This is a genomic window from Bacillus sp. FSL K6-2431, assembly GCF_038005165.1.
Classification (GTDB): domain Bacteria; phylum Bacillota; class Bacilli; order Bacillales; family Bacillaceae; genus Bacillus; species Bacillus pumilus.
In genome coordinates this window covers 432628-447162 of the sequence record NZ_JBBOSQ010000001.1, presented here as the reverse complement: position 1 = coordinate 447162, position 14535 = coordinate 432628, and the positions used below count along the sequence as shown (strand labels likewise).

The window sequence follows — 14535 nt, the reverse complement described above, 5'->3', positions numbered from 1 at the left end:
GATCTTTCGGTAGGTTATATTTTCTTTCGTAGTAAGGTGATGAGTATGGCTAAAAAGAGAAAACGGAAAACGAGAAAAAAACAAAATAAACAGCTAAAACTGAAATATGAATTAAATGGGTTAGTCTGTATTGCCATAGCGATCATCGCCATTTTACAGCTAGGCGTCGTTGGACAAACCTTCGTACATTTATTCCGATTCTTTGCAGGTGAATGGTTCATTCTCTGCCTTATCGGATTATTTCTTTTTGGCGTGACCATCTTCTGGAAAAAACAAATCCCAGATATGTTGACAAGAAGAAAAGCAGGGCTATACTGCATCATTGCGAGTATCTTGCTTTTGTCTCATGTGAAGCTCTTTCAGCACCTTTCATCTGCGGGTGCGATAGGCTCTCAAAGTGTGATCAGAAATACATTTGAGCTTTTCTTGATGGACATGAAAGGTGAGACGGGGTCGCCTGATTTAGGAGGCGGCATGATCGGTGCCGTATTATTTGCTGCTTCTTATTTCTTATTTGCACAAGCAGGCTCTCAAATCATGGCAATCGTTCTGATGCTGATTGGAATTGTGCTGATTACAAATCGATCTCTTCAAGAAATGGTGAAAAAAGTGACGCTGCCTGTCTCGCAATTTATGGTGAAGCAGTGGAAAGCGTTTGTTGAAGATATGAAAGGAATCAGGCAGGCGAAAAAGAGCGCGCCCTCTCAGAAAACGGCCCAAAAGAAAAAACGGTCTCGTATTCAGGAAGAGGACGAAGATGGTCAGATCATAATGGAAGAGGAAGCGCCAGTGCCTGACAATAGTCAGCCGATTATCTCAAGCTTTGCTGACAGAGATGACATTCTCACCCCGCTCGTTCAAAAAGAGCAGGTGGCAAAAGAGACTTCGCCTCTTCAAGAATCTGTGCAAAGTACGCCGGCTCCATCAGATTCAGCTGATGAACCAAAAGAGGCGCCGCCGATGACGTTTACGGAACTTGAAAACAAAGATTACGAATTGCCGTCACTGGATATTTTGGCAGAGCCGCAGCACTCAGGACAGCAAACAGACAAAAAGAATATATATGAAAATGCAAGAAAGCTTGAAAAAACGTTTCAAAGCTTCGGCGTCAAAGCGAAAGTTACACAGGTTCACTTAGGACCGGCTGTTACCAAATATGAGGTCTATCCAGATGTTGGCGTGAAGGTAAGTAAGATCGTCAATCTAAGTGATGACTTAGCTCTTGCTCTCGCCGCAAAAGATATTCGGATTGAGGCGCCGATTCCTGGGAAATCAGCCATCGGTATTGAGGTTCCTAATGCAGAAATTGCGATGGTTTCTTTAAAAGAGGTATTAGAATCGAAGCAAAATGACCGTCCAAATGCGAAGCTGCTGATTGGACTAGGCCGCAATATTTCGGGTGAAGCCGTGCTCGCTGAAATGAACAAAATGCCGCATTTACTTGTAGCAGGATCGACAGGAAGCGGAAAAAGTGTGTGTATCAATGGCATTATCACAAGTATTCTCATGAGAGCGAAACCTCATGAAGTGAAAATGATGATGATTGATCCGAAAATGGTTGAACTAAATGTGTATAATGGCATTCCGCATCTGCTCGCTCCCGTTGTAACGGACCCTAAGAAAGCCTCACAGGCACTGAAAAAAGTCGTCAGTGAAATGGAACGCCGATATGAATTATTTTCTCATACGGGGACAAGAAATATTGAAGGGTACAATGATTACATTAAACGAATGAATCAATCAGAAGAGGCGAAACAGCCAGAACTTCCTTATATTGTCGTCATTGTAGACGAGCTTGCAGATTTAATGATGGTCGCTTCCTCAGATGTGGAAGATTCTATTACAAGACTTTCGCAAATGGCTCGTGCAGCCGGGATTCATTTAATTATTGCCACACAAAGACCTTCTGTCGATGTCATTACAGGTGTCATTAAAGCCAACATCCCATCTCGCATCGCCTTTAGCGTGTCCTCGCAAACCGATTCAAGGACGATCCTTGATATGGGAGGCGCAGAAAAACTGCTCGGCAGAGGGGATATGCTGTTTCTGCCAGTTGGAGCAAACAAACCGGTTCGTGTGCAGGGCGCCTTTTTATCAGATGAAGAAGTAGAGCATGTCGTTGACCATGTGATCACTCAGCAAAAAGCGCAATATCAAGAAGAAATGATTCCAACTGAAGAAACGCAGGATCAGCTTACAGCTGTGGATGACGATTTATATGATGAAGCAGTGGAACTCATCATCGGCATGCAGACGGCTTCTGTCTCTATGCTTCAAAGAAGATTCCGCATCGGCTATACCCGGGCCGCCCGCCTGATTGACGCAATGGAAGAGCGAGGCGTTGTCGGTCCTTATGAAGGAAGTAAACCGAGAGAAGTCCTGCTTTCAAAAGAACAATATGATGAGCTCTCTTCATAAATCGAAGAGAGCTTTCTAAAAAAGAAGTGAACGATAGTATGATTATGTTAACTGGAAGTCAGACTATTTATTTATTTGCAAAAACATGATATAGTTATGTTCAACTTATCTCGGAATAGAGATTTCTCATCTTATCATTTGCATTGATTAGACGGAGGGAAAACATGTCGACCAAAACAGACAATCGCCATTTATATTTGAAAGTGATTGACCGTATTAAAGAAGATATACAATCAGGCGTATATGCCGAAAAAGAAAAGCTGCCTTCTGAGTTTGAGCTCTCAAAGCTTTTAGGCGTGAGCAGAGCGACACTGCGTGAAGCCCTTCGTATATTAGAAGAAGAGAAATATTTAATTAGAAGGCATGGTGTGGGTACGTTCGTCAACACAAGACCACTCTTTTCAACAGGCATAGAACAGCTGGCAAGTGTCACGAAAATGATAGAGCAGGTCAATATGACGCCTGGTACCATTTTTTTATCCTCCCAAGAAGGGGAACCAACAGAGAATGATGTGATTCGTTTTCAGTGTGATGAATCTGATGAGATTTTTTCAATGGAGCGCGTTCGGACGGCAGATGGACAGCCCGTGGTTTACTGTTTAGATAAAATTCCGGTCAAGCATCTTCCCGCTTCTTTTACACATGAAGAAGAGTCTCTTTTTGAGCTGTTTGGAAGAGAACCACACAGCGGGATAAAATATGCAGTTGCTGACATTGAACCAATCGGCTACCACGATCAGGTTTCACCGATACTAGAATGTGACCCTGAAACAGCATTATTACTACTGAAACAAATGCACTATGATCAGGATGATCAGCCGGTCTTATACTCGCTTAATTATTTTCGAGCGGATAAATTCAGCTTTCATGTGATACGTAAACGATTTTAACGAGCAGTCGCTTTCATAAGCGGTTGCTTTTTGTTTGCCCATACATAATACCCGTAAAACTTGCCACACTAATACGTAACAGTATATAGAATTGGGTGAATGATGTTGGGCGAGAAAACAGTCAGTAAAAAGAATATTATTGCATTATCATCAGTGCCTTTAATCATGACACTTGGGAACTCGATGCTCATTCCCGTATTGCCACAGATAGAAAAGACACTTTCCATTACTTCCTTTCAAGTCTCCCTCATTATTACGGTATACTCCGTTGTCGCGATCTTATGTATTCCGATCGCCGGCTATTTATCAGATCGAATCGGGCGAAAAAAGGTACTCCTGCCGTGTCTGTTAATCGCAGGACTTGGAGGGGCTGTGGCAGCAGTTGCCTCAACGATCATGAAAGAACCGTACATGTGGATTCTATTTGGCAGGGTCCTTCAAGGTGTTGGCTCAGCCGGGGCAGCACCTGTCGTGATGCCGTTTATTGGAGATTTGTTTCATGATGATGAAGAAGTCAGTGCGGGACTAGGCGCCATTGAAACCTCTAACACAGCTGGAAAGGTATTGAGCCCGATTATTGGGGCGCTTTTGGCTTCATGGTTTTGGTTTGTGCCGTTTTGGTTTATTCCGTTCTTCTCAATCATCAGCTTTCTCATGGTACTGTTCATGGTAGAATCCGCGAAAAAAGAGGAGGACCCGCCTTCATTCAAAGAATTTTTACAATCAACAAAGACCATATTTAAGCATGAGGGACGCTGGCTGTATGCCATTTTTGCAATTGGCGGTTTTATTATGTTTCTTCTTTTTGGTGTGCTTTTTTACTTATCTGATAACCTAGAGGCAGCTTATCAAATTAAGGGTGTCAAAAAAGGGCTCCTGCTTAGCATTCCGCTCCTTTTTCTATCCATCAGCTCATACGTTGCTGGGAAAACAATTGGAAAAGAAAAAGGGAAAATGAGAATCTTTTTAATCGTAGGCATGGCCTTGCTATCACTTTCCTATATGCTTTTATGGTGGAATCACAGCTTTTATGTATTGTTTATCTGCTTAAGCATTGGCGGTGTTGGCATCGGTATTGTCCTGCCTGCACTTGATGCCCTGATCACAGAAGGAATTGAAAAAGAGCAGTGCGGAACCATTACGTCGTTTTACAGCAGTATGCGTTTTATCGGTGTCGCTTTAGGACCTCCGATTTACGCTTATCTCATGGATAAAGGGGACTCCATCGTTTTTATTCTCTCGACCATTTGCAGTCTTATTTCTCTATTTTTGGTCATCTTCTTCATCCAGCCAGATGAAGAGGATGAAAGTGAACAATTAAAAACGGTTTAATCTAGAAAAAAGACGGTATTTTGCCATCTTTTTTCTTTTTTATAAATTGACATGTAAAATTTTGATAGTTAAACTAATGTATAGTAATATCTTTTAAATTATTCCAAACGGGAGGTGTTCAAAAACATTCATTTTCTGTCCTTCTTTAGGCGGAAATTGAGTTCGCGTGGTGATGATGAATGTGTGTTTCTTCAACACGAAAAGACAATTGAATAGGTCATCCTGCCATTAGCACGTTGAAGGAGACGCAGTCAGCACTTCAGACACGCTCAAATATAGCAAATTGATTGATGAACTAGAAGGAGCTTGAAGCAGCTATGTTGCAAATAATTAAAGCAAGATGGATTGTATTAGTGGTGTGGATGATAACAGCTGTGATTCTGTTTATTACTGCGCCCAATTTAGAGGAATTAACAAGAGAAAAAGGGCAATTAAAGGTTCCGGAGGGGACACCAACAGCTGAGGCACTTCACTTATTGGATAAGCTCACAGATCAAAACGGGAAAAAAGATACGGGTGTCATTGTATTCTCCGAACAACATCTGTTCCCAAAGAAAGAGCAGGAATTAAAAAAGGCTTTATCTGCACTCATGACACATGCTCCAGACCTCCACGTTGACGGAATTACTTCGTATTTTCATGTAGATCCGGACATTCAAAGACAACTTTTATCAAAGGATAAAAGTACACTTCTTGTTCCATTCAAATTCGACCACTACGAAACAAAAGCTGTGAAGCTTAAAGAACAAATTGAGGAAGTTTTAAAGCCCTATCATGTCTCATATGAAATGACGGGACAAAAATTTGTGGATTCAGATGTCATTCAAAGCTCTCAACAAGGTCTGAAGAAAACTGAACTTATAACGATCATTTTTATTTTCTTTATTTTAATCATTGTTTTCAGATCGATTTTGGCACCTGTTGTTCCGCTCATTACGATCGGCATTTCTTATGCTGTCAGCCGGTGTATTGTGGCTTTTCTAGTAGAATATATGCAATTTCCTCTATCTAATTTTACTCAGATTTTTATGGTAGCGATTATGTTCGGTATAGGAACAGATTATTGTATTTTGCTGTTAAGCCGTTTTAAAGAAGAAATCGGTCAAGGTCGTGATGTCAAAGAGTCGATTATCATCACATATAAATGTGCAGGGAAAACGGTCCTTTTCAGTGGCTTAGCCGTGTTAGTCGGCTTCTCAAGCATTGGGTTTGCCAAATTTCAATTGTATCAATCAGCCGTTAGTGTTGCTGTTGGAGTTGGTATCCTGCTGATCGCCCTTGTCACCATCGTTCCCTTTTTTATGTCTGTTTTTGGAAAATCCCTTTTCTGGCCATCTAAAAGAGAAAACATTCGCCACCCGCAAAGTAAAATGTGGGAATGGGCTGGGCGTTTTTCATTTAAAAGGCCGCTGATCAGCCTAGGTTTAGTTGCACTCATTACGGTGCCTCCTATTCTGATGTACGACGGGACTCTTTCTTATAACAGCTTAAATGAGATTGGGACAAAGTATGAATCAGTGTCTGCATTTAATACGATATCAGAGCAATTTGGCTTTGGGGAAGCGCTGCCCCTGAATGTACTTGTTGAAAGTGACAATAAGTTAGATAACCAAGAAAAGATTGTCATAATTGAAAAACTGACCCGTAAATTAAATGACATTGACGAAGTAAAAACAGTTCGCAGTGTCACTCGGCCTGTTGGGGACGGGCTAAGTCAGCTTTACGTCACCTCTCAAGCAAAAGAGCTGGGCGGAGAACTAGGAAAAGGCCATGAAGGAATCGGAAAAATTTCAGATGGTTTGACCGAAACAAATCTTGCCCTTCTTAAACAAAAACCAAAAATTCAAGAATCCGCTAAAGGCATTGATCAGCTGATTGATGGAACAAAAGCGATCAAAAGCGGCATTGGAGAAGTAAGGGTGTCTCTGATCTCTTTAGAAGATGGGGTGAGGCGCAGTAAAGATGGCGTCGGAACCATTCGAAGTAAAATCAAAGAAGCGAAAAAGGAATTAGAGCAAGAATATCGAAGCAGTGAAGCGATGATTCAAGAGCTTAAACGAATGGTGAGTACGTTTGAACGTCATGCGAAATCAAATCAGCAGCTAATAACCACCATTAAAAAAGTAAAAAGTTCGTATGAAAATGTATCGTTTGAAGCACTTGAAAAACGGCTTCCAGAAGTAAAAGATATGGATGAATATAAAGAAATAAAGAAAGTATTCAAAGACACAAAAGGAATGCTTGATCAAGCAGGGGACCAAATGGGTCTGTATGAAGAGGAAGCCTCTGTCTTTAAAGAAAAGATCAAGAAAGCAGATTCAGTGATTCAAAGCCTATCAAGCAAGCAAAAAGAAGTAAAACGTCAAGTACAAGCGCTCATGGAAGGACTGGATCAAATTTATGCCGGTCTTGATCAAACAAATGAGGGTCAAAAACAATTGATTAAAGAAATGCCTAAAATTGAAGATGGCGCAGACCAGCTGACAGACGGTCAAAAAGCCATCAAAAAAGGATTTAGCCAGCTTTCATCAAAACTCACATTGTTAACAGATGGTTTAGATGAAAGTATTGAAGGGCTTGAGCAGGTCAAAAGCGGCTTCACAGAGGCGGACGGCTATTTAAAGCAGCTTCAGAAAGCGCCAGATGAAGAAATAACAGGCTGGTTTATTCCAGAAGAAGTGCTGAAACGCCCTGAATTTAAGCAAATCTTTCATACGTATATGTCTCCAGATCGTAAATTAACAACCTTTGAAGTTATTTTAAATGTGAATCCATACAGCAATGAAGCGATGAAAGGCGTTGCGAAAATTGAGGACACCCTTGATCAATATTTACCTGTCAGCGGGTTAAAGAATGCAAATTACGGTGTGTCTGGTATCTCAAGTTTAAATGTAGATTTAAAAGAAACATCTGACGGTGACTTTATTCGAACGGTCATTTTCATGCTAGTTGGCATCTTTATCATTTTAATTATATTATTACGGTCAATCGTCATGCCGATATACTTAACACTTTCACTCATTTTAACGTATTTTACATCCGTCGGTTTAACAGAATGGATCTTTAAAACATTTTTTGGCTACGACGGTCTCAGCTGGGCTGTCCCATTTTTCAGCTTTGTCATTCTTGTCACCCTTGGCATTGATTATTCGATCTTCTTAATGGATCGCTTTAATGAATGGAAGGGAGAGCATGTGCAAGCATCAATGATATCAGCGATGAGAAATATGGGTTCCGTCATTATTTCAGCAGTCGCGATATTAGCGGGGACCTTTGCCGCTATGCTGCCGTCCGGTGTATTATCACTTGTTGAAATTGCAACGGTCATACTCATTGGGCTTTTATTATATGCTTTTGTTGTATTACCGCTCTTCATCCCAGTCATGGTTCGTATTTTCGGTAAATGGAATTGGTGGCCTTTTAGAATGAAATAACGACCGGCGTCTCTGCTTATAGCAGAGGCGTTTTTATTTCCTATCCTTTCCTCTGATTGATATAATGTCTATTAAATGGCTGTTTTACGTATATATCAGCTATGTTCTAATACATAATAAATAGGATGAACAAAGGAGGTTTCTCATGACGTACTTACAAGAGAAGACACTAGACACACCTGGTCTTCATACTCATATTGTCAAAACAGAAAAATTTAAAACGGTCACAATCCTTTTTAAAATGCTTGCGCCTCTATCGAAAGATGACGTCACCATGCGTTCACTTTTCCCGCATGTGCTGTTAAGAGGAACAGAGAAAATGCCGAAAACAGGAGAATTGCGTGCTTATTTTGATGAGCTTTATGGTGCTACGGTTTCAGCAGACATGGCGAAAAAAGGGGAGAATCACATCATTACCTTCCGCCTGGAAATGGCGAATGAGAAATATTTAAAGGATCAAACCCCTTTACTAGAAAAAGGGATTGCCTTACTATCTGATCTACTATTCCATCCGTATGTTGAAAATGGAGCGTTTAGTCAATTATATGTAGATCAAGAAAAACGCACTTTAAAACAGCGAATTCAAGCAGTGTATGATGATAAAATGCGTTACTCGAACTTAAGGCTTGTGCAGGAAATGTGCAAAGGTGAACCGTATGCACTGCACGTCAATGGAGAAATGGAAGATATCGAAACGATCACAGCTCATTCGCTGTTTGAAGCATATAAGCATGCGCTTCAAACAAATCAGCTTGATCTTTATGTTGTGGGAGATGTAGACGAACAAGACATCAGCCGAATGGTCTCTCAATACTTCAAAACAAGTAATAGAGAACCGGTCAAACAACACGCTGAATCAGCAAGCACGCAAAGAGAAGCAAAAGAAGTCATCGACGAAGAAGACGTAAAGCAAGGCAAACTGAATATCGGCTTTCGCACGCATACGACGATTGCAGATGACGATTATCCGGCTTTGCATTTGTTTAATGGCATATTCGGCGGCTTCTCACACTCGAAGCTATTCATCAATGTTCGGGAAAAAGCAAGTCTTGCGTACTACGCTGTGTCTAGACTTGAGAGCTTTAAAGGCTTGATGATGGTTATGTCAGGAATTGAAGTCGGCAACTATCAGCAGGCAGTAGACATCATTAAAGAACAATTTGAAGCGATGCAAAAAGGTGATTTTTCAGATGAAGCGATTGACCAAACAAAAGCTGTCGTCAAAAATCAGCTGCTTGAAACGATCGATACATCTTATGGGACAGCGGAATACCTGTATCAGCATGCCGTTGTGCCAACAGGGGAAACGCTTGATTCCTTTTTAGAAGCACTTGACCGAGTGACAAAAGAGGACATCATCAAAGTGGGTCAGAAAATCGAATGGGATACGACCTATTTTCTTAAAGGAACGGAGGGTGCTTCATGACAGTGAAAACAATTCAATTCGACCAGCTGCAAGAAACTGTTTATCACGAAAAAATGGAGAGCGGACTTGACGTCTATGTGCTCCCAAAGCAAGGGTTTAACAAAACCTATGCGACCTTTACAACCAAATATGGTTCTGTCGATAACGAATTTGTGCCGCTTGGCAAAGAAGACATGATTCGAGTGCCTGACGGAATTGCCCATTTTTTAGAGCATAAACTGTTTGAAAAAGAAGACGGAGACGTATTTCATACATTTAGTAAACAAGGAGCATCCGCAAATGCTTTTACGACATTTACGAGAACAGCTTACTTATTCTCAAGCACCTCAAATGTCGAACAAAATCTTGAGACACTCATTGATTTTGTTCAGGAACCTTATTTTACTGAAAAAACGGTCGAAAAAGAAAAGGGCATCATTGGTCAAGAGATTAACATGTATGATGACAATCCGGACTGGCGTTTATTCTTCGGTCTGATTGAAAATCTATATCAAGAGCACCCCGTGAGAATTGATATAGCTGGAACAGTAGAAAGCATTGCTCCGATTACAAAAGATCATTTGTATGAATGCTATGAAACGTTCTATCACCCGAGCAATATGCTTCTATTTGTTGTCGGTCCCGTTGATCCGAAGCAAATATTAGATCAAGTTCGAGCGAATCAGGAGAAAAAGCCATTTACAGACCAGCCAGAGATCAAACGAAAAGACATCAATGAGCCTGAAGGTGTGTACCGAAAAGAATACGAACTTCCAATGAACGTACAAGGCTCGAAATGTATGTTCGGTTTGAAAACAAAGAATCCTCATAAAAAAGGAAATGAGCTGTTAAAACATGAACTCGGAATGAATCTCATTTTAGAGACACTGTTTGGTAAAAGCTCCTTACAATATGAACAAATGTATGAAAAAGGTTTAATTGATGAGACCTTCAGCTACGATTATACGGAAGAAGGCGGCTTTGGCTTCACGTCAGTTGGCGGAGACACAAATGATCCTGATCAACTGGCGAAAGTATTAAAAGAAACCCTTCTTCAAGCAAAGAACTTGATCTCAGAAGAGAAAATTGAGCTCGCGCGTAAGAAGAAAATCGGAAGCTTTTTAAAAGCGATGAACTCTCCTGAATACATTGCGAACCAATTTACCCGATATGCATTTTTAGATATGAGCTTATTTGATGTCGTGACCATGCTGGAACAGATCCAATTAACTGACATTCAGCAAATTTTAGAGGAAGAAATTGATGAAGAACGGATGTCCGTTTTCAAAGTCGTCCCGAAAACCAAATAAATAAAGAGAGACAAACTCAGATAAATGAGTTTGTCTTTTTTATGTCTAATGAATAAAAGCCTGTGATGTGTGAGGATTTTCATTGACAATCATTTTGTTCATTAGTTAAACTCTTTAATAGTTAAACACTTAAACTAAAAAAGGAGCAACGTATGGAACAAAATAAAATTGCACAGCTCATTCAGAGATATGCAGACGTCTATCTTATGATGGAAAAAAAGGTATCGAGTATGATCACGGAAAAGCTTGATAAAGAGCTGACGCTTGATCAGTATTACTCGCTTCGATACATCAATTTACATCCTGGATGTACGTCTACTGACCTTGCAAATGTATGCAATGTGAATAAAAGTGCGGTAACCTCCATGACCAATCGTCTTTTTACAAAAAACTATATTGTCCGTGAGCACGATAAAGCCGATCGAAGAAATGTTCACCTTTACGTCACGCCAGAGGGCAAAGATGTGGTCAGCCGAATGGAAAAGCAGCTTCAGGATCTCGTTCGATCTTATTTTGAAAAGCTGGAAGAAAAAGAAATGGAATCATTTATTCAAACATATGAAAAGATCTATCAAGTAATCATCGAAGAGGAGGCACAAAGTACTAATGAGAGCAATCATAAAGGGTAGATGGCTGATCACGATTTTATGGATCGTATTAGCGGCAGTGTTACTCATCACCGCCCCTAATATGGCGCAATTAACAAAAGAAAAAGGGCAAATTTCAGTACCAGACGGCTATCCGTCCTCATATGCAAATCAGTTATTAAAGAAAATGTCTGAAAACGGTGATACAGAAAAATCAATTGTCATTGTCTTTCAAGAAAAGAACATCGTCAAAGAAAGAGAAACATCTTTAAAAAAGGCAATGGAGATTTTAGAAAAGGACCAAGATCTACATGTCGAGGACATCACTTCTTATTTTGACGCCAATAAAGATATCAAAAAACAGATGCTTTCTAAAGATCGCACGACGCTCCTTGTTCCAGTTACATATGACTCAAACAAAATCAAAGCTTCCGATTTTAAAGAAAGAGTCAATGAAAAGCTGAAGAGCTTAAATCTAACATATGAAATGACAGGACAGCCGTTAATTGATGATGACGTGATCACAAGCTCGCAAGAAGGTCTGAAGAAAACAGAGTTCATTACGATTGGGTTTATTCTCATCGTTCTTGTCCTTGTCTTTAGATCAGCTGTGGCGCCTTTCGTTCCATTAGTCGCAGTAGCTCTGTCTTACTTGGTGAGTCAATCCATCGTGGCTTATTTAGTTAAATATCTCGACTTCCCGCTCTCGACCTTTACCCAAATTTTCATGGTCGCGATCATGTTTGGAATAGGAACGGACTACTGCATTCTACTTCTCAGCCGCTTTAAAGAAGAAATCGCACACGGTAAAGATAAAATTGAGGCAATTCTCATTACGTATAAAACAGCAGGAAAGACTGTTTTATTCAGCGGAATTGCTGTGCTCATCGGTTTTACATGTATTGGCCTGGCACAGTTTCAGCTCTATAAATCAGCTGTTGCAGTAGCAGTTGGTGTTGCTGTGCTCATTGTGGCGCTTCTCACGATTGTTCCGTTCTTTATGGCGGTTTTAGGTAAAGTGTTATTTTGGCCGATTAAAGGTGATATTGCGCATCCGCAGTCAAAAATGTGGGAAACAGCAGGACGCTTTTCATTTAAAAAACCACTTTTCAGTTTATTAATCGTAGGAATCATTACGCTTCCGCCCATTCTCATGTATAAAGGAACGCTTTCTTATAACAGCTTAGATGAAATCGGTAATAAATATGAATCAGTCAATGCATTCAATACGATTTCCGACAAATTTGGGCCAGGAGAAGCTCTACCTGCAACGATTGTCGTGAAATCAGCTGATCTGTTAGACAACAATAAAGGGCTGATTGCTGTTGAAAAACTCAGCCGTGCAATTGAACAAACAGATGGCGTAAGTAAAGTGAGAAGTGCGACACGTCCTGTCGGTAAAGGGCTGAGTGATCTATACGTGAAATCACAAGCAAAAGAACTAAATACCGGACTTGATAAAAGTAATGAAGGCTTGAAAAAAATCCAAGATGCACTGACGACAATGAGTCAATCCATTGAGGATCAAACGCCGCAAATCAAATCATCTGGAAAAGGCATTAACAAATTGATTTCTGGTACAGAATCAGTGAAAACAGGCATTCAAAACATCGAAAAATCGTTAAGAGATTTACAAGGCGGAATCGCTCAAAACAAAAACGGTGTTGCACAGATTAAAGAAAAAATTAAAGGTGCGAAAAAAGAATTAACGACTCAAGTCGCACAAGTAAATCAGCAAGTGTCGCTATATAAAAGCATTTCCAGAGAATTAAAGGCAGCATTAGCGAAGGTGGATACGTCCTCCTCTGCCGCAGCAGATGTAAAAGCATTAATCACACAAGCAAATAAACAATTTAGTACACTTGAAAAACAAATTCCGCAAGTGAAAGAAAATCAATCGTATCAAGCCATCAAAGCTTCATATAATGAACTTTCTACGACCTTGCAAGAAGGGGCGAAACAGGCAGACAGCTATGCCAAACAAGCGAAAGAAGCTAGAAAACAGCTTGAAGCAGCGGATGCCTTTATCGCAAAAGCTAGAGAGCAGCAAAAAGTTTTGACGAGTCAAATCGATGAACTCGTTGCTGGCTTAGATGCAATTGAAACTGGATTGGATAAAACGTCTAAAGGTCAAGGGCAAATAGCTGATAATATGCCAAAGCTTGCTAATGGTGCCGGGCAAGTGATTGATGGTCAAAAACAAATGAAAGAAAAGATTGGCGGCTTTGGTGATAACCTGACCAAACTGACAGATGGGCTGAACAAAAGCGTCGATGGCTTAGAGAAAATTTCAAGCGGATTAATGGGTGCAGGTGACTACTTAGACGAACTGAAAAATGCACCAGATCAAGACATGGCCGGCTGGTTTATCCCAAAAGACGTGCTGAAAAACAAAGCATTCAAGCAAGTGTTTGATTCATACATGTCGGATGACCGCAAGATGACAAAGATTGATGTCATTTTAGAAAAAAATCCATATGGCAACGAAGCCATGTCGACGATCAAACAAGTAGAAGCTTCTGTCGAGCGGGCACTTCCTGAAACGAATTTAAAAGATGCATCATTCGGCGTTTCAGGTGTATCAAGTATGAACGCTGATTTAAAACAGCTGTCAGACCAAGATTTCAATAAGACGGTTCTTTACATGATGATCGGTATTTTCCTCATCCTGGTGATCCTGTTCCGTTCGCTTGTGATGCCGCTGTACTTGGTAGGTTCACTTATTTTGACTTACTTTACAGCTATCGGAATGACAGAATTTATTTTCACTCATTTCTTCGGATATCCGGGCATTAACTGGGCGGTTCCATTCTTTGGATTTGTCATATTAATGGCGCTCGGAGTCGATTATTCGATTTTCTTAATGGAGAGGTTCAATGAATACAAAACAAAAGACATTCAGTTTGCGATGACCGAATCAATGAAGAATATGGGCTCTGTCATTATGTCTGCTGCTGTTATTTTGGCAGGAACATTTGCAGCCATGCTTCCTTCAGGAGTGCTGTCTCTCCTGCAGATTGCAACACTTGTTCTCACAGGACTTTTGCTGTACGCACTCGTTGTGCTACCATTGTTCGTACCTGTGATGGTGAAATTGTTCGGATCAGCGAACTGGTTCCCATTTAAACGAAAAGAATAGATATTTCAAATAGAAAGTAG

At 40.5% G+C, this 14535-nt stretch carries 8 protein-coding genes; all 8 read left to right on the top strand.

The window, feature by feature from the left end; genetic code table 11:
- The first annotated feature begins 45 nt into the window (after positions 1-45).
- The 8 genes from MHH40_RS02235 (at position 46) to MHH40_RS02200 (ending at position 14515) form a co-directional block, all read left to right on the top strand.
- A complete protein-coding gene (locus tag MHH40_RS02235) occupies positions 46-2418 on the top strand; it encodes an FtsK/SpoIIIE family DNA translocase (protein WP_050944995.1) in 2373 nt (790 codons plus the stop codon).
- A 164-nt stretch (positions 2419-2582) separates the two neighbouring features.
- Positions 2583-3308 carry a GntR family transcriptional regulator gene (locus tag MHH40_RS02230; RefSeq protein ID WP_050944992.1) on the top strand — a complete coding sequence of 242 codons (726 nt, stop codon included), beginning with the start codon at positions 2583-2585 and terminating at the stop codon, positions 3306-3308.
- A gap of 102 nt (positions 3309-3410) precedes the next feature.
- A complete protein-coding gene (locus MHH40_RS02225) occupies positions 3411-4640 on the top strand; it encodes an MFS transporter (RefSeq protein WP_226805337.1) in 1230 nt (409 codons plus the stop codon).
- Positions 4641-4957: 317 nt separating this feature from the next.
- Positions 4958-8074 (top strand): MMPL family transporter, encoded by a 3117-nt coding sequence (locus MHH40_RS02220; RefSeq protein ID WP_050944986.1) that lies wholly within the window; start codon positions 4958-4960, stop codon positions 8072-8074.
- Positions 8075-8219: 145 nt separating this feature from the next.
- Positions 8220-9500 (top strand): EF-P 5-aminopentanol modification-associated protein YfmF, encoded by a 1281-nt coding sequence (gene yfmF, locus MHH40_RS02215; RefSeq protein WP_050944985.1) that lies wholly within the window; start codon positions 8220-8222, stop codon positions 9498-9500.
- A complete protein-coding gene (gene yfmH, locus MHH40_RS02210; protein ID WP_050944983.1) occupies positions 9497-10789 on the top strand; it encodes an EF-P 5-aminopentanol modification-associated protein YfmH in 1293 nt (430 codons plus the stop codon). Before yfmF ends, yfmH begins: the two co-directional genes overlap by 4 nt.
- 152 nt (positions 10790-10941) lie before the next feature.
- The gene (locus MHH40_RS02205; protein ID WP_003212512.1) at positions 10942-11418 is read left to right on the top strand and encodes a MarR family winged helix-turn-helix transcriptional regulator; all 477 of its coding nucleotides are present in this window, start codon (positions 10942-10944) and stop codon (positions 11416-11418) included.
- Positions 11396-14515: an MMPL family transporter gene (locus tag MHH40_RS02200; RefSeq protein ID WP_050944982.1), complete on the top strand. Its 3120-nt coding sequence runs from the start codon at positions 11396-11398 to the stop codon at positions 14513-14515. Before MHH40_RS02205 ends, MHH40_RS02200 begins: the two co-directional genes overlap by 23 nt.
- Positions 14516-14535: the final 20 nt, after the last annotated feature.